This is a genomic window from Pseudomonas sp. FSL R10-1350 (assembly GCF_009600525.1).
GTDB classification, from domain to species: Bacteria; Pseudomonadota; Gammaproteobacteria; order Pseudomonadales; family Pseudomonadaceae; genus Aquipseudomonas; species Aquipseudomonas helleri.
The window spans coordinates 33,293-57,021 of the sequence record NZ_WIVR01000006.1; the positions used below are offsets into that span (position 1 = coordinate 33,293).

26 protein-coding genes and 1 pseudogene are annotated in these 23,729 nt (G+C 59.0%); 17 read left to right on the forward strand and 10 right to left on the reverse strand.

Annotated elements, in window-relative coordinates:
• Window positions 1-89: 89 nt before the first annotated feature.
• Together trpA and trpB are read right to left on the reverse strand one after the other, a co-directional pair.
• Complete coding sequence (gene trpA / locus GHO25_RS04620; protein WP_153390031.1) at window positions 90-902, reverse strand: tryptophan synthase subunit alpha; 813 nt, start codon at window positions 900-902, stop codon at window positions 90-92.
• The gene (gene trpB, locus GHO25_RS04625; RefSeq protein WP_048371147.1) at window positions 902-2,122 is read right to left on the reverse strand and encodes a tryptophan synthase subunit beta; all 1,221 of its coding nucleotides are present in this window, start codon (window positions 2,120-2,122) and stop codon (window positions 902-904) included. The genes trpA and trpB overlap by 1 nt, the downstream gene beginning before the upstream one ends.
• A 113-nt stretch (window positions 2,123-2,235) precedes the next feature.
• Here trpB and GHO25_RS04630 point away from each other — a divergent pair, with 113 nt between their 5' ends.
• Window positions 2,236-3,126, forward strand: coding sequence for a LysR family transcriptional regulator (locus tag GHO25_RS04630; protein ID WP_048389163.1), 891 nt, complete (start codon window positions 2,236-2,238; stop codon window positions 3,124-3,126).
• On the opposite strand, the gene GHO25_RS04635 is transcribed toward GHO25_RS04630, so the two are convergent.
• Window positions 3,123-3,446 (reverse strand): YqjD family protein, encoded by a 324-nt coding sequence (locus GHO25_RS04635; RefSeq protein ID WP_048371150.1) that lies wholly within the window; start codon window positions 3,444-3,446, stop codon window positions 3,123-3,125. The two genes, GHO25_RS04630 and GHO25_RS04635, sit on opposite strands and share 4 nt — an antisense overlap.
• Window positions 3,447-3,601: 155 nt before the next feature.
• Here GHO25_RS04635 and GHO25_RS04640 point away from each other — a divergent pair, with 155 nt between their 5' ends.
• Complete coding sequence (locus GHO25_RS04640) at window positions 3,602-3,817, forward strand: dodecin (RefSeq protein WP_048371152.1); 216 nt, start codon at window positions 3,602-3,604, stop codon at window positions 3,815-3,817.
• A gap of 118 nt (window positions 3,818-3,935) precedes the next feature.
• Window positions 3,936-4,160, forward strand: a complete 225-nt coding sequence (locus tag GHO25_RS04645; protein WP_048371153.1) for a DUF1161 domain-containing protein — start codon at window positions 3,936-3,938, stop codon at window positions 4,158-4,160.
• A 78-nt stretch (window positions 4,161-4,238) separates the two neighbouring features.
• On the opposite strand, the gene GHO25_RS04650 is transcribed toward GHO25_RS04645, so the two are convergent.
• Window positions 4,239-5,243, reverse strand: coding sequence for an LLM class flavin-dependent oxidoreductase (locus GHO25_RS04650; protein WP_153390032.1), 1,005 nt, complete (start codon window positions 5,241-5,243; stop codon window positions 4,239-4,241).
• A gap of 215 nt (window positions 5,244-5,458) precedes the next feature.
• Here GHO25_RS04650 and GHO25_RS04655 point away from each other — a divergent pair, with 215 nt between their 5' ends.
• Both GHO25_RS04655 and GHO25_RS04660 read left to right on the forward strand, forming a co-directional pair.
• On the forward strand, window positions 5,459-5,890 hold the full coding sequence (locus tag GHO25_RS04655; protein WP_153390033.1) for an OsmC family protein: 432 nt from the start codon (window positions 5,459-5,461) through the stop codon (window positions 5,888-5,890).
• Window positions 5,891-6,035: 145 nt separating this feature from the next.
• Window positions 6,036-6,269 carry a DUF1161 domain-containing protein gene (locus GHO25_RS04660; RefSeq protein WP_048371159.1) on the forward strand — a complete coding sequence of 78 codons (234 nt, stop codon included), beginning with the start codon at window positions 6,036-6,038 and terminating at the stop codon, window positions 6,267-6,269.
• A 4-nt stretch (window positions 6,270-6,273) separates the two neighbouring features.
• Here GHO25_RS04660 and GHO25_RS04665 read toward each other — a convergent pair whose 3' ends face one another.
• A complete protein-coding gene (locus GHO25_RS04665; RefSeq protein WP_153390034.1) occupies window positions 6,274-6,690 on the reverse strand; it encodes a hypothetical protein in 417 nt (138 codons plus the stop codon).
• Window positions 6,691-6,815: 125 nt separating this feature from the next.
• Between GHO25_RS04665 and GHO25_RS04670 the strand changes: the two genes are divergently transcribed.
• A complete protein-coding gene (locus GHO25_RS04670; RefSeq protein WP_153390035.1) occupies window positions 6,816-7,883 on the forward strand; it encodes an aminopeptidase in 1,068 nt (355 codons plus the stop codon).
• On the opposite strand, the gene GHO25_RS26830 is transcribed toward GHO25_RS04670, so the two are convergent.
• Both GHO25_RS26830 and GHO25_RS04675 read right to left on the reverse strand, forming a co-directional pair.
• Window positions 7,860-8,135, reverse strand: a complete 276-nt coding sequence (locus GHO25_RS26830) for a DUF1651 domain-containing protein (RefSeq protein ID WP_372240923.1) — start codon at window positions 8,133-8,135, stop codon at window positions 7,860-7,862. The genes GHO25_RS04670 and GHO25_RS26830 overlap by 24 nt on opposite strands.
• Window positions 8,021-8,518: pseudogene (locus GHO25_RS04675) on the reverse strand (dual specificity protein phosphatase family protein); the annotation flags it as partial. The gene GHO25_RS26830 and the pseudogene GHO25_RS04675, both read right to left, overlap by 115 nt.
• Before the next feature lie 296 nt (window positions 8,519-8,814).
• On the opposite strand from GHO25_RS04675, the gene GHO25_RS04680 reads away from it, so the two are divergent.
• From GHO25_RS04680 to GHO25_RS04690, 3 genes are read left to right on the forward strand one after another with little or no spacing between them, the layout of a single operon-like run.
• Complete coding sequence (locus tag GHO25_RS04680) at window positions 8,815-9,561, forward strand: gluconate 2-dehydrogenase subunit 3 family protein (protein WP_123750736.1); 747 nt, start codon at window positions 8,815-8,817, stop codon at window positions 9,559-9,561.
• 2 nt (window positions 9,562-9,563) lie between these two features.
• Window positions 9,564-11,348 (forward strand): GMC family oxidoreductase, encoded by a 1,785-nt coding sequence (locus tag GHO25_RS04685; protein ID WP_153390036.1) that lies wholly within the window; start codon window positions 9,564-9,566, stop codon window positions 11,346-11,348.
• 12 nt (window positions 11,349-11,360) lie between these two features.
• Window positions 11,361-12,614, forward strand: a complete 1,254-nt coding sequence (locus tag GHO25_RS04690; RefSeq protein ID WP_153390037.1) for a cytochrome c — start codon at window positions 11,361-11,363, stop codon at window positions 12,612-12,614.
• 50 nt (window positions 12,615-12,664) lie between these two features.
• Here GHO25_RS04690 and GHO25_RS04695 read toward each other — a convergent pair whose 3' ends face one another.
• Entirely contained in the window at window positions 12,665-13,165 is a 501-nt protein-coding gene (locus GHO25_RS04695) for a transporter substrate-binding domain-containing protein (RefSeq protein ID WP_048371214.1), read from the reverse strand.
• Window positions 13,166-13,303: 138 nt separating this feature from the next.
• Between GHO25_RS04695 and GHO25_RS04700 the strand changes: the two genes are divergently transcribed.
• Window positions 13,304-13,729, forward strand: coding sequence for a DUF4399 domain-containing protein (locus tag GHO25_RS04700; protein ID WP_048371171.1), 426 nt, complete (start codon window positions 13,304-13,306; stop codon window positions 13,727-13,729).
• Between the two features lie 56 nt (window positions 13,730-13,785).
• Here GHO25_RS04700 and serA read toward each other — a convergent pair whose 3' ends face one another.
• Window positions 13,786-15,015, reverse strand: coding sequence for a phosphoglycerate dehydrogenase (serA, locus tag GHO25_RS04705; protein WP_048371173.1), 1,230 nt, complete (start codon window positions 15,013-15,015; stop codon window positions 13,786-13,788).
• Window positions 15,016-15,221: 206 nt separating this feature from the next.
• On the opposite strand from serA, the gene GHO25_RS04710 reads away from it, so the two are divergent.
• The 7 genes from GHO25_RS04710 to GHO25_RS04740 all read left to right on the forward strand — a co-directional run bounded on the left by GHO25_RS04710 (window position 15,222) and on the right by GHO25_RS04740 (window position 22,198).
• A complete protein-coding gene (locus tag GHO25_RS04710; RefSeq protein ID WP_153390038.1) occupies window positions 15,222-16,616 on the forward strand; it encodes an FAD-binding oxidoreductase in 1,395 nt (464 codons plus the stop codon).
• A gap of 111 nt (window positions 16,617-16,727) precedes the next feature.
• Complete coding sequence (locus tag GHO25_RS04715; RefSeq protein WP_153390039.1) at window positions 16,728-17,393, forward strand: fumarylacetoacetate hydrolase family protein; 666 nt, start codon at window positions 16,728-16,730, stop codon at window positions 17,391-17,393.
• Window positions 17,394-17,569: 176 nt separating this feature from the next.
• Window positions 17,570-18,613: a DUF5924 family protein gene (locus GHO25_RS04720; protein ID WP_153390040.1), complete on the forward strand. Its 1,044-nt coding sequence runs from the start codon at window positions 17,570-17,572 to the stop codon at window positions 18,611-18,613.
• Between the two features lie 79 nt (window positions 18,614-18,692).
• On the forward strand, window positions 18,693-19,823 hold the full coding sequence (locus tag GHO25_RS04725; RefSeq protein ID WP_153390078.1) for an ABC transporter permease: 1,131 nt from the start codon (window positions 18,693-18,695) through the stop codon (window positions 19,821-19,823).
• Window positions 19,820-20,623 carry an ABC transporter ATP-binding protein gene (locus tag GHO25_RS04730; protein WP_048371183.1) on the forward strand — a complete coding sequence of 268 codons (804 nt, stop codon included), beginning with the start codon at window positions 19,820-19,822 and terminating at the stop codon, window positions 20,621-20,623. Before GHO25_RS04725 ends, GHO25_RS04730 begins: the two co-directional genes overlap by 4 nt.
• 1 nt (window position 20,624) lies before the next feature.
• Entirely contained in the window at window positions 20,625-21,563 is a 939-nt protein-coding gene (locus GHO25_RS04735) for an MlaD family protein (protein ID WP_048371185.1), read from the forward strand.
• On the forward strand, window positions 21,560-22,198 hold the full coding sequence (locus tag GHO25_RS04740; protein WP_153390041.1) for an ABC-type transport auxiliary lipoprotein family protein: 639 nt from the start codon (window positions 21,560-21,562) through the stop codon (window positions 22,196-22,198). The genes GHO25_RS04735 and GHO25_RS04740 overlap by 4 nt, the downstream gene beginning before the upstream one ends.
• A 106-nt stretch (window positions 22,199-22,304) precedes the next feature.
• Here the strand turns inward: GHO25_RS04740 and GHO25_RS04745 are convergent, their stop codons facing one another.
• On the reverse strand, window positions 22,305-23,705 hold the full coding sequence (locus GHO25_RS04745; protein WP_153390042.1) for an aminoacyl-tRNA deacylase and HDOD domain-containing protein: 1,401 nt from the start codon (window positions 23,703-23,705) through the stop codon (window positions 22,305-22,307).
• Window positions 23,706-23,729: the final 24 nt, after the last annotated feature.

Sequence of the window (23,729 nt, forward strand, 5' to 3'; positions counted from 1 at the left end):
CACACATCCTCTGTAGGAGCGAGCTTGCCTCGCGATCTTTTGATGTTTAAAAGATCGCGAGACGAGCTCGCTCCTACAGGTTTTTAGCGTTAACTCGCGCGAGCAGTCCGCACGCCTTCGGCCAAGGCAGCGCACAGGCTCAGCACGCCGTCGACCGCTTGTTCCGGGGTGGCCGCGTTTTCGATTTTGTCGATCAAGGCCGAGCCCACCACCACGCCATCCGCCAAGCGGGCAATCGCCGCCGCTTGCTCCGGGGTGCGAATCCCGAAGCCTACGCTGATCGGCAAGTCGGTGTGACGGCGCAGACGCGCAATCGCTTCGCTCACTTGGTCTGTGGTTGCAGAGCCGGCGCCAGTCACGCCTGCCACCGACACGTAGTACACAAAGCCCGAGCTGCCATTGAGCACTTTAGGCAGGCGCGCATCGTCAGTCGTTGGGGTGGTCAGGCGGATGAAGTCCAGGCCCGCCGCTTGCGCAGGGTCGCACAGCTCTGAGTTGTGCTCGGGTGGCATGTCGACCACGATCATGCCGTCAACGCCAGCCGCCTTGGCGTCAGCGATGAATTTAGCCACACCGTAATGGTGGATCGGATTGAAGTAGCCCATCAGCACCAGCGGCGTGTCGCTGTTGCCTTCGCGGAACTCGCGCACCATTTGCAGGGTTTTCGCGAGGTTTTGCTTGGCGCCCAACGCACGGATGTTGGCCAGCTGGATCGCCGGGCCATCGGCCATTGGATCGGTGAAGGGCATGCCCAACTCGATCACGTCAGCGCCCGCAGCAGGCAGGCCTTTGAGGATGGCCAGCGAGGTGGCGTAATCCGGGTCACCGGCGGTGACAAAGGTCACCAGCGCAGCGCGGTTCTGTTCTTTGAGTTCGGCAAAACGCGTTTGCAGGCGGCTCATCAGTGTTTCTCCTGCTGGGACTGTTCGACGTGGTGCATCACGGTTTGCATGTCTTTATCGCCTCGGCCAGACAGGTTGACCACCATCAGGTGATCGGCCGGCAAGGTCGGTGCACGCTTGAAGACTTCGGCCAGCGCGTGGGCGCTTTCAAGGGCCGGGATGATGCCTTCAAGGCGGCAGCATTTATGGAACGCATCCAGTGCTTCGTCGTCGGTGACCGAGGTGTACTGGACGCGGCCGATGTCGTGCAACCATGCGTGTTCCGGGCCAATGCCCGGGTAATCCAGGCCCGCCGAGATCGAGTGGGCGTCGATGATCTGGCCGTCGTCGTCTTGCAGCAGGAAGGTGCGGTTGCCGTGCAACACACCCGGCTCGCCGCCGTTGAGGCTGGCCGCGTGTTTGCCGGTTTCAATGCCGTAACCGGCCGCTTCAACACCAATGATTTCAACGCCGGTGTCGTCCAGGAACGGGTGGAACAAGCCCATCGCGTTAGAACCACCGCCGATGCACGCCACCAGGCTGTCCGGCAGGCGGCCTTCCTGGGCTTGCATCTGCTCGCGGGTTTCCTTGCCGATCACGGCCTGGAAGTCGCGCACCATCGCCGGATACGGGTGCGGGCCAGCCACGGTGCCTATCAGGTAGAAGGTGCTGTCGACGTTGGTCACCCAGTCACGCAGCGCTTCGTTCATGGCGTCTTTCAGGGTGCCGGTACCGGCCACAACCGGGATCACTTCGGCGCCCAGCAGTTTCATGCGGAACACGTTGGCCTGTTGGCGCTCGATGTCAGTGGTGCCCATGTAGATCACGCATTGCAGGCCAAAGCGGGCGGCCACGGTGGCCGTCGCAACGCCGTGCATGCCTGCGCCGGTTTCGGCGATGATGCGTTTTTTGCCCATGCGCCGCGCCAGCAGAATCTGCCCGATGCAGTTGTTGATCTTGTGCGCGCCGGTGTGGTTCAGCTCTTCGCGCTTGAGGTAGATCTTGGCGCCGCCGCAGAACTCGGTCAGGCGCTCGGCAAAGTACAGCGGGCTTGGACGGCCCACGTAGTCGCGCTGGAAGTAGGCCAGTTCTTTGATGAACTCAGGGTCTTTTTTGGCCAGCTCATACTCGCGATCGAGGTCGAGGATCAGCGGCATCAGTGTTTCAGCGACGTAGCGGCCGCCGAATGAGCCGAACAGGCCATTGTCGTCCGGGCCGTTACGCAATGTGGATTGGGTCATGTGACGCTCCAGATAAAGAGGTGCGAAGGTCGATGGGCCTGACTTTACGCGCGACAACGCCAGATGAAAACCGATAAGATCGCCACAACCTGTCAGGAAAACTCACAGATACCATGAGCCGCGATCTCCCGCCCCTGAACGCCCTGCGCGCGTTCGAAGCCACCGCCCGCCTGAACAGCGTCAGCCAGGCGGCCGAGCAGCTTAACGTCACCCACGGTGCCGTTAGTCGGCAAATCAAAGTGCTTGAAGAGCACTTGGGGGTCAGCCTGTTTGTGAAGGAGGGCCGCGGCCTGAAGCTCACGGATGCCGGGATCCGTCTGCGCGATGCCAGCAGCGAAGCCTTTGATCGCTTGCGCAATGTATGCACTGAACTCACGCAAAGCCATGTCGATGCACCGTTTGTGCTGGGCTGTTCGGGCAGTTTGCTGGCGCGCTGGTTTATCCCGCGTCTGGGCCGTTTAAAAGCCGACTTGCCGGATTTGCGTTTGCATCTGTCGGCCGGCGAAGGCGATCTGGACCCGCGCCGCTCCGGGTTGGACGCGTGGCTGGTGTTTGCCGAGCCGCCATGGCCCGCCGACATGCAGGTGTACGAATTGGCCAGTGAGCGCATCGGCCCGGTGCTGAGCCCGCATTACGCGCATTACCCGCAGCTGTGTCAGGCACCGGCCAGCGCCCTGCTGGATGAACCGCTGCTGCACACCACGTCGCGACCGCAGGCGTGGCCCAGCTGGGCACAGCAACAGGCGATCGATGCGAAGGCGTTAAATTACGGGCAAGGGTTTGAGCACTTGTACTACTTGCTCGAGGCCGCAGTGGCGGGCCTGGGTGTGGCGATTGCCCCCGAGCCGTTAGTGGCTGAGGATGTACGGGCCGGTCGCCTGGCTGCGCCGTGGGGCTTTACTCAAACCCCGGCGCAGCTGGCGTTGTGGGTGCCAAAGCGCGCCGCAGACGGGCGCGCTCGGCAACTGGCGCAATGGCTCAAGGCTGAGCTAGCGCAGGATTAGTTACGTTTGCAGAGCAGAAAAGCCGCCAGCAGGCCCAATGCACCCAGCGCAACGCCGGCAGTGGCATACGGATGCTCTTGTGCGTATTCACGGGTGGCGATGGCGGTTTCGCGGGTTTTGTCTTTGACCTCTTCATACGCGTCGCTGAGCAGGTGACGCGAATGTTTCAGCGCGTTCTCGGCATTGCTTTTGAGGGCGCCAAGGGTCTTCTTGGACTCGTCAGACGCGTCGTGCTTGAAGCTCTCCAGAGACTTGAGCAGGCTCTCGATCTCGGCTTCCATGCTTTGCAATGACGCTTTACGTGAAGTATTGCTAGCCATTAGGGCTCTCCTGCATTTGTGAGTGAGGGTGCGTGTTTAGTCCGACTGCGCCGTTTTCAGAAAGTGCAAAAAACCTGAACTTTTCCTTGCGAACGGCCCACGAAGTATTCAGCAGATTCGCTGCTAGGCTTTGATTGACGACAAAGGAGAACGTTATGTCTGACCATCACACCTACAAGAAAATCGAACTGGTAGGCTCGTCCCCAAGCAGCATAGAAGACGCCATCAGTCATGCACTGGCCGAAGCCAACAAAACCATCAAACACCTGGAATGGTTTGAGGTGCTGGACACGCGCGGGCATATCAAGGACGGCAAGGTGGCGCACTATCAGGTGACGCTGAAGGTCGGTTTCCGGATCGCCAGCAGCTGATCTGCGTCAGACTTTTAGCCAACAAACTGGCCGTTTGCCACAAAGTCCGCTAAACCCTCTGGGTGCGACATGAGCAGTCGTGTCGCACCCATTTTGTTTTGATCTGGGGAACTGACCGATGAAAAAGATTTTAGTGGCTGTAGCTTTACTGAGTCTGGCGGGCACTGCTTTCGCAGCGGGCAAGCCTTGTGAAGAACTGAAGAGCGAAATTGCTGCGAAGATTGATGCTAATGGCGTCCCGCACTATTCGCTGGAAGTGGTCGACAAGGGCACTGCCTCTGACGGAAAAGTCGTGGGCTCGTGTGAAGGCGGCACCAAAGATATCGTTTACAAGCGCGGCTGATTCTGTGGGAGCGGGCTTGCTCGCGATCTTTTCAATGATCAAAAGATCGCGAGACAAGCTCGCTCCTACAGAAGCGGTTTAGACCCCTTTCATGACTTGCGACAGCAGTTCGTAGGAATGAATACGGTCTGCATGCTCGTACAGGTCACAGGTAAAGATCAGTTCATCCGCCTGGGTCTGTTCGACCAGCACTTGCAGTTTGGCGCGGATTTTCTCGGGGCTGCCGACCATCGCCAGGCCCAAAAAGCTCATCACTGCTTCTTTCTCGTGGGGTAGCCACAGCCCGTCCATGGTTTTCACCGGCGCGCGCTGTACCAGGCTCTGCCCACGCATCAAGGCCAAAATACGTTGCAGCACGGAGGTGGACAGGTATTCAGCCTGCTCATCGGTATCGGCCGCGACCAACGGCACACCCAACATTACGTACGGCTTGTCGAGCACCGCCGAAGGCTTGAAGTGGTTGCGGTAGACGCGAATCGCTTCGTGCATCAAACGCGGTGCGAAATGTGAGGCGAAGGCGTAGGGCAAGCCACGCTCACCGGCCAGTTGCGCGCTGAACAAGCTTGACCCCAGCAACCACACGGGCACGTTGGTGCCGGTACCGGGCATGGCGATCACCCGCTGATCCGGGGTGCGTGGACCCAGGTAGCGCATCAGCTCGGCGACGTCTTCCGGGAAGTCATCCGCGCTGCCGGAACGCTCACGGCGCAGGGCGCGGGCAGTCATTTGGTCGGAGCCCGGCGCACGGCCCAGGCCCAGGTCGATGCGGCCAGGGTAGAGACTTTCGAGCGTGCCGAACTGCTCGGCAATCACCAGTGGCGCGTGGTTGGGCAGCATCACCCCGCCCGAACCGACGCGAATGGTCGAGGTGCCACCGGCCAGATAACCGATCAGCACCGAGGTCGCCGAGCTGGCGATGCCGTCCATGTTGTGGTGTTCGGCTACCCAAAAACGGTTGTAGCCAAACTTTTCTACGTGTTGGGCCAAATCCAGCGAGTTGTGCAACGACTGGGCGGCGCTACCGTTTTCGCGCACAGGCACCAGGTCGAGGGTCGAGAATTTGACATCAGACAATCGTTTCATCAGCTGGCTACTCCAAGTGAGGGGCAGGTTCAGGCACTCGCATAAACCCGCCAGTGATGACAGCAATATGGGCATATACCCGAGTTTCAATGGCATCGATGATTTGAGCTACAAAAAAATGCGATTTGTCCGACAAGATGAACTTTGTGGAGGCGACTACCCTCACAACTCCAGTCAAGGCGTGAAACCTTCACGCCGTTCTTCAGGAGGCACGTATGAGTATTAAAAAGACTGCATCGGCACACTGGGCAGGCGACCTTAAAACCGGCATCGGCTCCATCTCTACCGAGACGGGCGTGTTGCGCGACGCACCGTATGGCTTCAAGGCCCGCTTTGAAGGTGGCAAGGGCACCAACCCTGAAGAACTGATCGGCGCCGCCCATGCCGGTTGCTTTTCGATGGCTCTGTCGATGATTTTGGGCGATGCCGGGCTTAAGGCCGAGAGCATCGACACCAAAGCTGAAGTCACCCTGGATCAAGTCGAGGGCGGGTTTGCGATTACTGCGGTGCACTTGATCCTCAAGGCCAAAATACCGGGCGCGACCCAGCAGCAATTCGATGAGCTGACCAAAAAAGCCAAAGAAGGCTGCCCGGTGTCCAAGGTGCTGAACGCCAAAATCACCCTCGACGCTACGCTGCAGGCCTGATCGATAGACCCGACGTACGCCCCCGCCTGCATCGCAGTGGGGGCGGCGTTTGCCCGGACAGTTCGCAGACACCGCCGAATGTGATCGAATAGCCGCCGATTGCGTCTGACCATTACTGTGCGTTCTGCAAGAAGGGAGTCTCATCATGAAACGTTTTGCTTTAGCGGTAATCAGTTGTGCTTTGGCCACCTCGGTATGGGCAGCGCCCAAGCCATGCGACGAGTTGAAGGCTGAAATCGAAGCCAAGATTCAGGCCAATAACGTGTCGTCTTACACGCTCGAGATCGTGACCAATGACGAAGTACACGATCAGAACATGGTGGTAGGTTCGTGCGAAAACGGCACGAAGAAGATCATCTATCAGAAAAACGATAACTGACGGACTAAGGCAGGCAGTTCACCAGCCGCTCCTCGGCCAGCACCTTGCCTTCGGCGTTGTACAACCGCGCGTAAGCTTTAAAGCCCAGTGAGCGTGCCTGCAACCGGTAGCGTTGGCCGGGCTGGAAATCAGCGTAGTTGACAGAGAGGTAACACAACCGCTCTTGCGGCTCGCTGAACATGCCCATCCCGCCGATAAACACTTCGTAGTCAAAGCGCACCATCAGCTCATGGCTGCCGGGGGTTACCTGAAAGTAACGCCCGTCGTTCAGGCGCTTGTTATCCAGGCGCTCGGCCATGATCAACTTGCCGGTTTGGGTTTCCAGATCAACCCAGGCCATGTTCGGATCGTGTGGTGGCAGAGGCGTGCTGGCACAGGCGCTGAGCAGGCTGGCCGTGAGCAAGAGCAAAAACGTGCGCATGGGAGTGTCCATCAGGATGTAATGCATCAGCATAGCGCCAGACCACTCTCACAGGGTGCTGTGCTTTTTCACTCCTGTCGCATAGGGTGTGTTCGATGAGCATTTGTCGCCCACTGGACCGCACCATGCCCCTGACTTTTCGCTGCCTGCTTGCCCTCACCTTATTGCCTCTGCTTAACGGTTGCTCCAGTACGGGTTACTACTCGCAATTGCTCACCGGCCAATGGCACGTGTTGCAGGCCCGCGAGCCGGTGGCCAAGGTAGTGGCCGATCCTCAGCGTGACCCAGTGCTGCGCCAGCATCTGGCCCGGTCCCAAGCGGCCCGGACCTTTGCCAGCGAACATTTAAAGCTGCCTGACAACCAGAGTTATCGCCTGTACGCCGATATCCAGCGACCGTATGTGGTGTGGAATGTGTTCGCGACAGCGGAGTTTTCGCTCGACCCGGCCACCTATTGCTTTCCGGTGGCCGGGTGCGTGGCCTACCGGGGTTATTACTCACAGGGCGCCGCTCGCGGGGATGCCGCGCTCAAGCGCGAGCAAGGCATGGATGTGTGGGTCAGTGGGGTTGAGGCGTACTCGACCCTGGGCTGGTTTGATGACCCGATCCTTAACAGCATGCTGCACTGGGGCGATGAGCGACTGGCCACGCTGATTTTTCACGAGCTGGCGCATCAACGTTTTTATGTGAAGGACGACACTGAGTTCAACGAGTCATTTGCCAGCTTTGTCGAGCAGGAAGGCACGCGCCAATGGCGCGCCTACCAAGGGCTGCCAGCGGCAAACACCAAGGGTTTGCAGCAGCGCGAAGCGTTTATTGCCTTGGTTCTGAACACGCGCCAGCGCCTGCAGCAGTTGTACAACCAAACGTTGCCAGCGGCTGAGATGCGCCAGCGTAAAGCCGCGGAGTTTGAGCGCATGCGCCGTGAATACCGTGCGCTTCGCGACCAGCAATGGGCGGGCAACAACCGCTACGACGCGTGGGTCAATGCCCCGATGAACAACGCCAAGCTGCTGCCGTTCGGGTTGTATGACCAATGGGTGCCGGCCTTTGCTGCGTTGTTCAAGCAAACCGGCGGTGACTGGGCGGTGTTTTACAAGGCCGTTGAACAGTTGGGCAAGCTCCCACCGTTGCAGCGCAAAGCGGCGCTGCGCCAGTGGGCCGGGCCTTTAGCCAAGACCAATAACCCTTAAACCTTGGGGCTCAACCAGTTCTTGACCACGCAAGAGGCGAACGGGCTGGTGCTGCACGCGCCGCTGGCCAAGGCTTGGCGCAGTTTCGGGATATTGGCTTGCATCATGTATTTCTCGCCATCCTTGAAGTGCGAGTTTTCGCCAAAGCCACCTTGAGTCATTTCTTTCAAGGCGTCTTCTTTGCTCCAGTCTTGCACCACCACGCGGTACATCGCTGCCATCAAGCCTGTGCGGTCGACACCATGTTTGCAGTGCATCAATACCGGGCCATGGGCCTGAGCCGTCTGGATGGCGCGCAAGGCGGCCAGCACATCGGCGTCATCGACATGATTGGTGCGGTACGGCAATTGGACTTGTTCAACCCCCGGGGTTTTTAACCAGCTGCTGTCGGCTTCGGGCAAAAAGTTGATCACGGTGCCGATGTGCAGTTTTTCCAGCAGCGGCTGGGCCTGATCATCGGGCAAGGCGCTGCGGTACAGCGTGGGCGACATTTGGTATAGGTTGTATTGCGCATCAACCGGCTGCGCCCACTGGGGCGGGCGCGCCACGGCAAAATCATCGGCCATCGCCTGGGGCAGCGTAAACGCCGCCAATAATGTCAGGCACAGGGCAGGAGCAAACCGGGCTTTGGGCATGTCAGCGCAACCACTTCGACTAAAGGATAAGGAGGTGGCGCTAGAGTGAGTCAGGCCTGATAAAAACTGTGTGAGCCACTTGTCAAAAATTCGTGATTAGCCAGCGCTGTTGCAGCGCTGAGGTGCGGCAAAATTACGCATGAATCGATTCAGCCTCGCCCCTTACCTGCTAGTATTTGTAACTATTAATTGCTGATACCTATTTTTTAAGCTCATCTGCGACGCTTGTCGCTGCCAAAATGAAAGTTGCCACTGAGCAACTGCTACCCGTGAATGTCTGAAGAGGTGCCCCTCCCATGTCTGAACAAGACAACCCGCGGCGTGAGTTTTTGCGCAAAACCCTAACGCTGATTCCGGTGGTCACTGTGGCAAGCACCGGCCTCGGCGGTTCTGTGCTCATGGCGACGCCCGCTGCGGGCGCCACAGCCACACCTGAACCTGTGGGGCGCACGTCTTCCCCTGCCACACCTTATGAGCCGACGTATTTCACGGCCCAGGAGTGGGCATTTCTGAACGCTGCGGTAGCACGCCTGATCCCCGCCGACGAGCAAGGCCCTGGCGCTCTGGAAGCTGGCGTCCCGGAGTACATAGACCGGCAAATGCACACACCGTACGCCAGCGGCGCTCTGTGGTTCATGCAGGGGCCGTTCAATACCGATGCGCCGGCCGAGATGGGCTGGCAGAGCAAGCTTGTGCCCAAACAGATCTACCGCTTGGGCATCGCTGCCACGGAGGCACTGTGCAAAACGACCTATAACTCAACATTTGCTGGGCTAGACAGCGCTACCCGAGACGAAGTGCTCAAACAGCTGGAGGCCGGAACGCCCCACTTCGAGAACGTCCCGGCCAAGATGTTTTTCAGTTTCCTGCTGCAAAACACTAAGGAAGGCTTCTTTTGCGACCCCATTCACGGCGGCAACAAGGGCATGGTCGGCTGGACCATGATCGGCTTCCCCGGCGCTCGCGCTGATTTCATGGACTGGGTCGAACGCAACGAGCAGTACCCCTTCCCGGCAGTTTCCATTCGCGGCGAGAGGGCCTGAGCATGTCGACCGTTATGAAAAAAGTAGATGCCGTCATCGTTGGTTTCGGCTGGACCGGCGCGATCATGGCCAAAGAGTTAACCGAAGCCGGTCTAAACGTTGTAGCCCTTGAGCGCGGCCCGATGCAGGACACGTATCCGGACGGTAACTACCCTCAGGTCATCGACGAACTGACGTACAGCGTGCGCAAAAAGCTCTTTCAGGACGTATCGAAAGAAACCGTGACCATTCGCCATAGCGTCAATGACGTGGCCTTGCCGAATCGCCAGCTGGGGGCGTTTTTGCCTGGCAACGGTGTGGGCGGCGCCGGGTTGCACTGGTCGGGGGTACATTTTCGGGTTGACCCGATTGAACTGCGCATGCGCAGCCACTACGAAGAACGCTACGGCAAAAACTTTATCCCCAAGGACATGACCATCCAGGACTTCGGCGTCAGTTATGAAGAACTGGAACCGTTCTTCGATTACGCCGAAAAAGTGTTCGGCACCTCGGGCCAGGCCTGGACCGTGAACGGCCGCATTGTGGGCGAAGGCCGGGGTGGCAACCCGTATGCGGCGGATCGTTCCGACCACTTTCCGCTGGTTTCACAAAAGAATACGGTGTCGGCCCAGCTCTTCCAGAAAGCGGCCACTGAGGTGGGCTACAAGCCGTATAACCTGCCGTCGGCCAATACATCAGGGCCTTATACCAACCCATATGGCGCACAAATGGGGCCGTGCAACTTCTGCGGTTTCTGCAGTGGTTATGTCTGCTACATGTACTCCAAAGCCTCGCCAAACGTGAACATTTTGCCCGCGCTCAAGCCGCTGCCCAACTTTGAGTTGCGCCCTGACGCCCATGTGATTCGGGTCAACCTGGACAGCACCAAGAGCAAAGCCACGGGCGTCACTTACATCGACGCGCTGGGCCGTGAGATCGAACAACCGGCAGATCTGGTCATTCTGGGCGCTTTCCAGTTCCACAACGTGCGCTTGATGCTGCTCTCGGGCATCGGCAAACCGTACGACCCGAAAACCGGCGAAGGGGTGGTCGGTAAAAACTTCGCGTACCAGAACATGGGCACCATCAAGGCCTATTTCGATAAAGAGGTGCACACCAACAACTTTATCGGCGCGGGCGGTAATGGCGTGGCCATTGATGATTTCAACGCCGATAACTTTGACCACGGGCCACATGGTTTTGTGGGTGGCTCGCCGATGTGGGTCAACCAGGCCGGCAGCCGTCCCATTGCCGGCACGTCCAACCCGCCTGGCACACCGGCCTGGGGCAGTGACTGGAAAAAAGCCACCGCCGATTACTACACCCACCAGGTATCAATGGACGCGCACGGCGCGCATCAATCCTACCGTGGTAACTATCTCGATCTAGACCCGGTTTATCGCGATGCCTACGGCCAGCCTCTTTTGCGGATGACCTTCGACTGGCAAGAAAACGACATCAAAATGAACCGTTTCATGATGGAGAAAATGGGCAAGATCGCCGAGGCGATGAACCCCAAAGCCATCGCCCTGCTCGGTAAAAAAGTGGGTGAGCACTTCAACACTGCGTCCTACCAGACCACTCACCTGAACGGCGGCGCGATCATGGGCACTGACCCGAAGACCAGTGCGCTGAACCGTTACCTGCAATCGTGGGACGTACACAACGTATTTGTACCGGGCGCCTCGGCGTTCCCGCAGGGGCTGGGTTACAACCCGACCGGTCTTGTGGCCGCGCTGACCTACTGGTCGGCCCGGGCGATCCGCGAACAGTACCTGAAAAACCCCGGCCCGCTGGTTCAGGCATAAGGAGCGATGACCATGAAAACAGTTGTTATCGCGACCTTGGCCCTGCTGGGCAGTTTTTCGGCGCTGGCTGCTGAAGTCGATCAGGCAGCCTTGATCAAACACGGTGAATACCTGGCGCGAGCCGGTGACTGTGTGGCGTGTCATACGGCCAAAGGTGGCAAGCCTTTCGCTGGCGGCCTGCCCATGGAAACCCCGATCGGTACGATTTACTCGACCAACATCACTCCCGACCCGAGCGGCATCGGCGCCTACAGCTTTGACGATTTCGACAACGCTGTGCGCCATGGCATCGCCAAAAACGGCAGCACGTTGTACCCGGCGATGCCTTACCCGTCTTACGCGCGGGTCAACCAGGCCGACATGCAAGCGCTGTATGCCTACTTCATGCAGGGCGTTAAGCCGGTCGCTGCCGAGAACCGGGCGGTCGATATTCCCTGGCCGTTAAGCATGCGTTGGCCATTGGCTATGTGGCGCTGGAGCTTTGCCCCTGCAGTGGCCGACTTCACCCCTGCCCCTGGGCAAAATCCGGTGGTCAGTCGCGGGGCGTATCTGGTGGAAGGTCTAGGACATTGCGGTGCATGCCATACCCCACGGGCGCTGACCATGCAGGAAAAAGCCTTGAGCGCGACAGAGGGCAGCACGTTTCTGTCGGGCAGTGCGCCGCTGGAAGGCTGGATCGCGAAGAACCTGCGCGGCGACCACAAGGACGGCCTGGGCAGTTGGAGCGAAGAACAACTGGTGCAGTTTCTCAAGACCGGCCGCAGTGATCGCAGTGCGGTGTTCGGCGGTATGAGCGACGTGATCGTACACAGCATGCAGTACATGTCTGATGCCGACCTGACCGCTATCGCTCGCTACTTGAAGACGTTGCCTGCGGTCGACTCGGCAGACAGACCCCATAAATATGACCCAACAGTGCCCGATGCCTTATGGAACGGTAACGACAGCATGCGCGGTGCGGCGGTGTACATCGACAACTGTGCGGCCTGCCATCGCACCGATGGGTATGGCTACACCCGTGTGTTCCCGGCATTGGCGGGTAACCCGGTGTTGCAATCCGATGACCCGACTTCGCTGATTCACATTGTGCTTAAAGGCGGCACCTTGCCGGCCACGCACACCGCGCCCTCAACCTTTACCATGCCGGGTTTCGACTGGAGGCTGTCGGATCAGGAAGTAGCCGATGTGGTCAATTTCATTCGTACCAGTTGGGGCAATAAAGGCGCTGAGGTGAAACCGGCAGAGGTGAAGGCGTTGCGCGACTAAAGACGCGGGCACACACCATGGCCCCAGGCACTCATGCGCAGCGCCTGGGGTTATTGATCTGAAGCCTGGGGCTCAGTCGCGTCATTGGCCAGCCACTTCTCTGACAATGCCGCCAAACGGCCATCAGCCTTGATGCGCTGCAAGGCTTTGTCCAGGCTGCCCTGAAACGCCGGGTTGTCTTTCTGAAAAGGGATCGCCTGCTCGGGCGAGGCTAAATAAGGTTCACTGAAATCGAACCGATCCTGAAGTTCAGGAGTCATAGCCATGTGGTTGATGGCCACGTCGTACTTGCCGCTCTCAACACCCGAAAGCAGGTCATCACTGTCTGTGACCAAGAGCGAGGAATTGACCTCCAGCTCCCGGGCCAGCATTTCGCCCAGCTCGACGTCAAAGCCGGTTAAGTGGCCATCCTGCTGGAAGCTGTAAGGGGCCTGATTGCCCTCAAGTGCGATACGCAATTCACCACGATCGTTTACGTCGTCCATCAGTTCTGCGTGAGCAAAAGGACTCGCCAATGGCAATAAAAGCATCAGGCCTGGCAAAAAACGCATGGTCACTCCTTTGAATTTAATGAAAGCGATTCGCAATGAGCGCCCGCTTTGCTTTATGTTGGTCAACTGCGGCGTTGGACAGCAGATCTGCTCAAAGTTGTGCATGCCCGACGATTTTTTCAAAAACCGGAGATACAAATGAAAGCTCTACTGTCTCGTGTTGCGTTGGCTTCTGTGTTGATGGGCGCTTCGGTTCTGGCCCTGGCTGCCACTCCCGCGCCTGAGGGCGCAAAAGTGTCGATTATCTCCCCGGCGGATGGCGCCACTGTAGATAAAACCTTCACCGTAAAATTCGGCATTGAAGGCATCGACCTCAAACCTGCTGGCGATCCGGCTCCACACTCTGGCCATCACCACTTGCTGGTCGATGTAGACCAGCCGATTGCGCCAGGCCAGGTGATCCCGACTGACGACCACCACCTGCATTTCGGCAAAGCGCAGACTGAAACCCAACTGACCCTGGCCCCAGGCAAACACACCTTGCAACTGGAGCTGGGCGACACTGGCCACCAAGCCTTCGACCCGGTAATCGTGTCGAAGAAAATCACGGTTAATGTGAAGTAAGTACAGCAGTCAAAAAAAAGGGAGACCCGAGGGTCTCCCTTTTTATTGCGCGCGATTTAGAACAGCACGCGGCAACGGATGGTGCCGTTGATGCTTTGCAGCTTCTCTTGCGCCAGGTCCGAGGACTCGGCGTCGACGTCGATCACCACATAACCCACTTTTTCGTTGGTTTGCAGGAACTGGCCGGAGATGTTGATACCGTTTTCGGCGAAGACCTTGTTGATCTCGCTCATCACACCCGGGATGTTCTCGTGGATGTGCAGCAAACGGTGCTTGCCAGGGTGAGCCGGCAGGGCCACTTCCGGGAAGTTTACAGACGATACGGACGTACCGTTGTCGCTGTACTTGACCAGTTTTTCTGCCACTTCCAGGCCGATGTTGGCTTGGGCTTCAGCAGTGGAACCACCGATGTGCGGGGTCAGGATCACGTTGTCCAGGCCACGCAGCGGGCTTTCGAACACGTCGTCGTTGGAACGCGGCTCAACCGGGAACACGTCGATAGCGGCGCCGATCAGGTGCTTGTCCTTGATCGCGTCAGCCAGGGCGTCCAGCTCAACCACGGTGCCACGTGCGGCGTTGATCAAAATGCCGCCCTTTTTGATGGCGCGGATTTCTTTCTCGCCGATCATCCACTGGGTAGCCGGGGTTTCAGGCACGTGCAGGGTCACGATGTCGGACATGCCCAACAGTTCGTGCAGGTTGCCGACCTGAGTGGCGTTGCCCAATGGCAGCTTGGTCACGGTGTCGTAGAAGAACACTTGCATGCCCAGGCCTTCAGCCAGTACCGAGAGCTGAGTACCAATCGAACCATAACCGACGATACCGAGCTTTTTGCCACGGATTTCGAAGGAGTTGGCCGCGCTCTTGATCCAGCCACCACGGTGGCAGGAAGCGTTTTTCTCAGGGATGCCGCGCAGCAACAGGATCGCTTCAGCCAGCACCAACTCGGCCACCGAACGGGTGTTGGAGTAAGGGGCGTTGAATACAGCGATACCGCGTTCGCGAGCAGCGTTGAGATCGACTTGGTTGGTGCCGATGCAGAAACAACCAACAGCCACCAGTTTCTTGGCGCAGTCGAACACTTCTTCGGTCAGCTGAGTACGGGAACGGATGCCGATGAAATGGGCATCAGCGATCTTTTCCTTCAGCAGGGCTTCAGGCAAGGAACTGGTGATGTACTCGATACTGGTGTAACCAGCAGACTTCAGTACTTCAACAGCGGATTGGTGGACGCCTTCTAAAAGAAGGAACTTGATCTTGCTCTTATCGAGAGAAGTCTTGCTCATCTGCGTAAACCTGTGTCCCAGAGAAAAAATGGCAGGGAATGGACAGCCTGAGCTGGCCTGGCCGGCGTGAAGACCGGCACCGTGAATCGTCCTACGGCTCGATTCGACGGGGGGGTCGTATGCTAGCATAAGCGCCCCGCTAAACACCCATTCCTGCGACGTGAAGCGTACTCAGGATGACCATGAATTGTTCGAGAGTTCTGTTGATGACCCATCCTGCCGTAATTGAAGAGCTGAAGACCCTGGTAGAGCCTGGCAAGGTTCTTACCGATGCTGATTCCCTTAATGCTTACGGCAAGGACTGGACCAAGCATTTCGCTCCAGCGCCCACGGCTATCGTCTTCCCGAAAACCATCGAACAGGTCCAGGCCATCGTGCGTTGGGCCAACACCCACCAGGTCGCGCTGGTGCCATCGGGCGGGCGCACTGGCTTGTCGGCAGCGGCCGTTGCGGCGAATGGCGAAGTGGTGGTGTCTTTCGATTACATGAACCAGGTGCTCGATCTCAACCTGACTGACCGCACAGCGGTTTGCCAGCCGGGCGTGGTCACTAAGGCCCTGCAAAACCTGGCCGAAGAAAACGGCCTGTACTACCCGGTGGACTTCGCCTCGGCCGGTTCCAGCCAGATTGGCGGTAACATCGGCACCAATGCTGGCGGGATCAAGGTGATTCGTTACGGCATGACCCGCAACTGGGTGGCGGGCATGAAAGTCGTGACCGGCAAGGGCGACGTGCTGGAACTGAACAAAGACCTGATCAAAAACGCCACCGGCTATGACATGCGCCAGTTGTTTATCGGCGCCGAAGGCACGTTGGGCTTTGTGGTGGAAGCCACCATGCGCCTGGACCGGGCACCGAAAAACCTGACCGCCATGGTGCTCGGCACTGCTGACTTCGATGCCATCATGCCGGTGCTGCATGCCTTCCAGAGCAAACTGGATCTGACGGCTTTTGAGTTCTTCTCTGACAAGGCACTGGCCAAAGTCATGGCCCGTGGCGACGTACCTTCGCCGTTTGACACCGAGTGCCCGTTCTACGCGCTGCTGGAATTTGAAGCGACCACTGAAGAAGTGGCCAACACCGCGCTGGAAACCTTCGAGCACTGCGTCGAGCAAGGCTGGGTACTGGACGGCGTGATGAGCCAGAGCGAAACCCAGCTGCACAACCTGTGGAAGCTGCGTGAGTACATCTCCGAGACCATTTCGCACTGGACGCCGTACAAAAACGACATCTCGGTCACCGTTTCGAAAGTGCCGGCCTTCTTGAAAGAAATTGACGCCATCGTCGGCGAATACTACCCGGACTTCGAGATTGTCTGGTTCGGCCACATCGGCGACGGCAACCTGCACTTGAACATTCTCAAGCCCGAGAACCTGAGCAAGGACGAGTTCTTTGCCAAGTGCGCGACGGTCAACAAATGGGTCTTTGAAACGGTCGAGAAGTACAACGGCTCGATCTCGGCAGAACACGGCGTGGGCATGACCAAACGTGATTACTTGACCTACAGCCGCTCGCCGGTTGAGATCGAGTACATGAAAGCCCTCAAGGCCGTGTTCGACCCGAACGGCATCATGAACCCAGGCAAGATTTTTGCGGTTTAACTAACCCCCAAAACCTGTAGGAGCGAGCTTGCCTCGCGAGCTTTTAACGATCAACAGATCGCGAGGCAAGCTCGCTCCTACACAGTCAGCAACCCCCAGCGGAGTCGATCCATGAGCTATCAGCACCAATACGTCGACGGTACCCGGATTCACTTTCCTATCGGCAAAGTCGTGTGCATCGGCCGTAACTATGCCGAGCACGCCAAAGAGCTGGATAACCCGATCCCGACTGAGCCGCTCTTGTTTATCAAGCCCGGCAGTTGTGTAGTGCCGACCGAAGGCGGGTTTGCCATCCCGCACGATCGCGGTTCGGTGCATTACGAAGCCGAAATTTCGGTGCTGATCGGCAAGCCGTTGTCGCAAAAGCCAACGCCTGAAGAAGTATTGGACGCGATCTCGGGCTTCGCGCCAGGCCTGGACCTGACCCTGCGCGACAAGCAATCGGAGCTCAAGGCTAAAGGCCTGCCGTGGGAAGTCGCCAAGTCGTTCGACGGCGCCTGCGTGCTCGCACCGTTCGTACCGAGCTGCACGTTCCCGGACGTGACTGACATTGGCATCCGCCTGACCATCAACGGCGAAGTGCGCCAGGACGGCAACAGCAACATGATGCTCAACCCGATTGTGCCGATGATTCAGTACATGGCCGGGTGCTTCTCGCTGCAAGCGGGCGACGTGATCATGACCGGCACCCCGGTGGGTGTTGGCCCGCTGAACGTGGGCGATGAGCTGGTGCTGGAACTGCCGGGCGCCAGCCGCTTCGAAAGCATCGTGCGTTAATCCATAAAACCGCGCCGATCTTATCGCGGGCAAGCCCACTCCCACAGGTTTTGCACTGACCTTGTGGGAGCGGGCTTGCTCGCGATGAGACCACCACCGTGCAATCCCCCGGACGCCAACCGCGCTAAACCGTTATTCTGTTGTGGATTTTTCCTACGCAGAATGTGAATCACCGAATGCCAAACTGGAACCACTACGTACAGCGCGTCCTGGAGTTGATGAAGCGTTACCCAGGGCTGATTGCGCTGTTCGGTTTTTGCTCGGGTGTGGGCAGTTTTATTCTGGTGGACCGCCAGCAAGGCATGGCCCGCTGGATCGCGGTGATCCTGGTGGTGAGCTGGGTCTGGCTGATGCTGGAAAACACCCTGACCCAATGGTTTGCCCGCGTCTTTAAACGCGAAATCCCACCGCCTTTGCTGCGCTATGCAACGCAGATGATCCATCAGGAAAGCCTGTTTTTCGTCCTGCCGTTCTTTTTCATCACCACCACCTGGAACAGCGGCCAACTGGTGTTTACCGGCCTGCTGGGCGCCGCCGCGCTGGTGACCATCACCGACCCGCTGTATTACAAATGGCTGGCGCCACGGCGCTGGCTGTACCTGGGCATGCACACGCTGGCGTTGTTCGCGGCGTTGCTGACCGCTTTGCCGATCATCCTTAATCTGACCACCGCCGAGAGCTACAAGTTGGCGCTGGGTGCCGCCGTGCTGCTTTCCATCCCCAGCATGGCGGTCAGCCTGCCGCTGAAAACCTGGCGTGGCTGGCTGGTGTTGCCGCTGATCGTCATCGCGCTGGGGGCGACGGGCTGGCTGCTACGCTCGTGGGTGCCGCCCGCGACGCTGTGGATGACCGAAGTCGCGGTCACGACGCAAGTCCAGAGCCGCACGCCCGGCGAGAGTATCGAGCAGATCAGCGTCAGCCAGCTGCGCAGCCAGGGTTTGTATGCCTACACCTCGATCAATGCGCCCCGTGGCCTCAACGAGAGGATCTACCACGTGTGGCTGCTCAATGGCCAAGAGGTGGACCGCATCGCCCTGGATATTCATGGCGGACGCAAGGAAGGCTACCGGGCCTGGACCCACAAATTGAACTTCCCGCCCAACCCGGTCGGGCGCTGGCAAGTCAAAGTGTTGACCGAAGACGGGCAGATGATTGGTGTGCTGCGCTTCAAAGTCACCGACACAGATCAATCCACGCCCACCGATGTACAGGCAAACTGAAACACTTTTACAAGAGTGTGCTATTACATAAGGTCTGCGTTTAAGCGTACTGAGCATGGAGCCTACGACTATTACTGCCATGGCGGGCGATGCCCAACTAGACACGTCAAGTAATCCTGCGCGGCTGATAATCAGTGGCCAATGGACGCTGGCCAATTATGCCCGGCTGAAAAAGCTGACTGAACAGCTCGCGGGCAAATACGACGCCAGTACCCACATTGACCTCGACGACGTGTCCCGCCTGGACACTGCAGGCGCGTCGCTGCTGGTCGAGTTGCTGGGCGCCGAGCGCGTCAGCCAACTGGCCGACAGCGCCACCAAACTCCCCGAAGCCGACCGCGCCCTGCTGCAAACCGTGTATTCGTCGATGCGTGACTTCTGCGTGCCGGTCAAAGCGGTCGAAATCAATATCGGCCTTTTGCTGCTAAGCCGCATCGGCAGCGCGGTGTACAAGCTCTGGCAAGACACCCTGCAGTTGCTGGGCTTTATCGGGGTCATTCTGCAAAGCCTTGCCCGCAACCTGTTGCGCCCCAAGCAATGGCGCGTCACGCCAGTGGTGGCGCAGATCGAGCAGATCGGCCTCAACGCCACGCCGATTGTGGCGCTGCTGACCTTTATGGTGGGCGCCGTGGTGGCGTTTTTGGGGGCCACGGTACTGGCCAATTTTGGCGCCGGGATCTACACCGTCGACCTGGTGGCGTTTTCGTTTCTGCGTGAGTTTGGCGTGCTGCTGACCGCCATCCTGCTGGCGGGCCGGACGGCCAGTTCGTTTACCGCGCAAATAGGCTCGATGAAGGCCAACGAAGAAATCGATGCGATCCGCACGCTGGGCCTGGACCCCATGGACCTGCTGGTGGTGCCACGGGTGCTGGCGCTGCTGATCGCCCTGCCGATGCTGACCTTTCTGGCCATGATGGCCGGTATTTTGGGCGGCGCGGTGGTGTGCGTGGTGTCGCTGGGTATCTCACCGGACATGTTTATTTCGATGCTGCACTCCGACATCGGCGTTAAAAACTTTTTGGTGGGCATGGTCAAGGCGCCGTTCTTTGCGTTTTTGATTGCCGCCGTCGGTTGCCTTGAGGGCTTTAAAGTCAGCGGCAGCGCCGAGTCGGTGGGTGCGCACACCACCTCCAGCGTGGTGCAGTCGATCTTTATCGTGATCCTGCTCGACGCCGTGGCCGCGCTGTTCTTTATGGAGATGGGCTGGTGAGTACGCCAACGAAGACGCCCCGCGAGGCGGTGATCGAAGTGCGCGACCTGTGCAATCGGTTTGGCACTCAAACCGTGCACGAGCACCTCGATCTGGATGTGTACAAAGGCGAAATTCTCGGTGTGGTCGGCGGCTCCGGCACGGGCAAATCGGTGCTGTTGCGCAGCATTGTCGGCCTGCGCCGCCCCACAGAGGGCGAAGTTCGGGTGTTCGGCCAAGACCTGCTGAGCCTGCCCGAAGCCCAGCGCTCGTTGATTGAGCGACGCTTTGGTGTGCTGTTTCAGCAAGGCGCGCTGTTTTCGTCGCTGACGGTCACCGAAAACATCGCCATGCCCTTGATCGAACACGCCGGGCTGAGCCGCCCCGACGCCGAGCATCTGGCGCTGGTCAAGCTGGCATTGGCCGGGCTGCCGCTGTCGGCTGCCGACAAGTACCCTTCGGCGCTGTCTGGCGGGATGATTAAGCGTGCCGCTCTGGCCCGTGCCCTGGCGCTGGACCCGGACATCCTGTTTCTTGACGAACCCACGGCCGGGCTCGACCCGATTGGCGCGGCGGCGTTCGACCAACTGATTCTAACCCTGCGCGATGCGCTGGGTTTGAGTGTGTTTTTGGTCACCCACGACCTCGACACGCTGTACACCATCACGGACCGGGTGGCGGTGTTGTCGCAAAAACGGGTGTTGGTCGCCGCGCCAATCGCCGAAGTCGAAAACTTCGACGACCCTTGGATTCATGAGTATTTCCATGGCCCTCGTGGCCGCGCCGCGTATGAAGCGGCAACCCAGCGTAAGGAGCATTGACATGGAAACCCGCGCCCATCATGTATTGATCGGCCTGTTCAGCGTGTTGGTCGTCGCAGGCGCCATGCTGTTTGGCCTGTGGCTGGCGAAGTCGAGCATGGACGATACGTTCACGGACTACGAAGTGGTGTTCAACGAGGCAGTCAGCGGCTTGTCCAAAGGCAGCTCGGTGCAATACAACGGGATCAAGGTCGGTGACGTGATTGAACTGCGCCTGGACGACAAAGACCCGCGTCGCGTATTGGCGCGCATTCGTTTGGCCGCCGGCACCCCGGTTAAAGTCGACACCAAGGCCAAGCTGGCACTGACCGGCGTGACCGGCACCTCGATCATCCAGCTCAGCGGCGGTGATCCGGGCAGCCCGATGCTCAAAGGCAAAGACGGCAAATTGCCGGTGATTGTGGCCTCGCCCTCGCCTATTGCCCGACTGTTGACCGATGGCAACGACATGCTGGCCAACATCAACATTCTGCTGCACAACGCCAACCGGCTGTTCTCCCATGAGAACGTCGACAGCGTGGCCAAGACTCTGTCGAACTTTGAGCAAACCACCAGCGCCATTGCTGACCAGCGCAACGACATTGCGCAGACCCTCAAGCAATTGTCGCAAGTGGGCAAGCAAGCCTCGGCCACGCTGGAGCAAACCACCGCGCTGATGCGCAACGCCAACGGCTTGCTCAACAGTCAGGGCAAGCAAGTGTTCACCAGTGCCGAGCAGGCCATGCACTCGCTGGAGCAGAGCACGGCGACCATCAACACGCTGATCAACAACAACGAAGCCTCGCTCAACAGCGGGCTGCAAGGGCTTAATCAGTTGGGCCCGGCGGTCAATGAGTTGCGCGAGACGCTGAACACGCTGCGGGGCATTTCGCGGCGTCTGGAAGCCAACCCGAGCGGTTACTTGCTGGGCCGCGAGCAGAACAAGGAATTCACCCCATGATCCGACCTTATCGCCTGGCAGGCTCCCTCTTCCTGGCCGCCAGCCTGAGCCTGCTCAGCGCTTGCTCGATTTTCCCCAAGCCCGAAGTGGTGGACGTGTATCGCCTGCCCGATGCGCAAACGCCGATTGCGGCCAGCCAGGGCGCCCCGGTGAAGTGGTCGCTGCGCCTTGAAAAGCCGATGGCCAGCAACACGCTGAACAGCCAGAACATCGCCGTGGTGCCCGAGGGCAACCTGATCAGCAACTACAAGGGCGCGCGCTGGAGCGACCCGGGCCCGGCGTTGCTACGCAATCGCCTGCTGGACGCCTTCTTGCAAGACGGCCGGGTGCAGGCGCTGAGCACCGATGACAGCAACTTGCAGTCCGATTACGAATTAGGGGGCGAGTTGTTGGCGTTCCAGACGCACTACAACGGCAAGAGCCCGGAAGTGCTGGTGCAATACAACGCCCGACTGGTGCGCAGCAGCGACCAGCGCATCATCAGTTCCAAGCGTTTTGAAGCCCGCCAACCGCTGAGCAATCCACTGGTGCCGCAGGTTGTCGCAGGCTTTGGCCAAGCAGCCGATACGCTGATGCCGCAAGTGGTGCAGTGGGCGATTCAGCAAGGGCAGGCACACTCGCAGTCGCAACGGTAACTATCTGTGGGAGCGGGCTTGCTCGCGATGGGACAGACTCGGTGTTACAGACACACCGCGTCGCCTATATCGCGAGCAAGCCCGCTCCCACATGAAAGGTTATGCGTTAGGCCTGGCTGAACTTGTTGGCCAGTTCGCGCAGCAGCACTTCAGCTTCCAGCACTTTGTTGACCGCGTCTTCGGCTTTTTCGCGGGTCACGTTCAAGCGCTCGAACAGCGCATCAGGCAGCGGCGCATAGGCCCCGTGGCCAACCCCGCGATTGCGCAGCAAACCCAAGGCCATGCACACCAGATTCGGGTATTCGGCATCGGCGTCGATATAGTCCGGGTCGTGTTGGAAACGCAATGCAGCGGTCAATTCATCCGGCATGCCCCAATGGCGCATCAGCCAGGCACCCATTTGTTCGCGGCTGATGCCCAGCAGGTGCTGCTCAATCACGCTGTGACTAACGTGCGGGTTGACCTCAAGGTGGCGGCAAATCAGCGAAAAGTGCGGCGGAAACACGTGGGCCAGCAACAGGTAGCCGAAGTTGTGCAGTAGCCCGGCCAGATACGCCAGCCCGGTTTCCGGGCGTTTGTCACGCGGCATGCTGCGGGTCAGGCCTTCAATCACCGCCGCCGTGTAGATCGACTGCTGCCAGTACGGCGTGCAGGACTGCGGGTTGTCCTTGGGCAAGCTCAGGGTTTTACCCAGTGACAGGCTCAAGGCCAGGTTGATCACCAGATCGACCCCGAGCACGCGCACGATGGCGTCCTCAACCGAGCGGATTTTGCTCGGCGCCGCGTAGTACGACGACGATGCCCAACTCATGACTTGGGCCGCCAGCGCCGGGTCGGTTTCCACCACGCTGGTGATTTCATCGATGGTGACTTCAGGGTCAACCCGCAGGCGCATGATTTTGCGCACGCTCTCTGCCAGCGGCGGTATTTCAATGGTGGCTTCAAGCCGCTGCTGAATGCGCCGCGCCGTGAAGGCCTTGACTGCCTGGGTGATGGCTTCGCTGTCGTCGTCAGGGCGGTTCAGGTTGAGGATGATCTCGCTCAGAGGCTCACCAAAGCGCCCGGCGTTGGCCACGCCCAGCAAGCGCAGGAAATCTTCGCGGGTGACTTCCAGCAACAAGCCCGGCTCCCCCGAGCTGATCAGCAGCAGCGGCTGTTGCAGCAGTTGCTCTTCGTACAGGCAAGACGAACGGGTAATGGCCGGCAGCCCCGGCAGTTGCTTCAGGCCGTGGCGGTCGAGTATCTCGCGCAGCCGGCTTTGGGCAACGGCGGTCATGCGACGCCCGATCAAGTCGGCCAAGCGGTTGAGGTCAAGCAATTGGCTCTGGGCGAACATCACCATCAAGGCACCAGCGGTGTCATCGAGCAGCACGGCCTGGACCTTGCTGTCCGGGTTGAGCCCCGGATGGTCGAGGACTTCTCGATAGGCAACCGCCCGCTCACTGAGCAACTGCTGAATAACCGGTGGCGTGCTCGGAACGGCGAGGGCAATAGCGACTTTACTCATGGTCTGCATCCGATGTGTGCAACT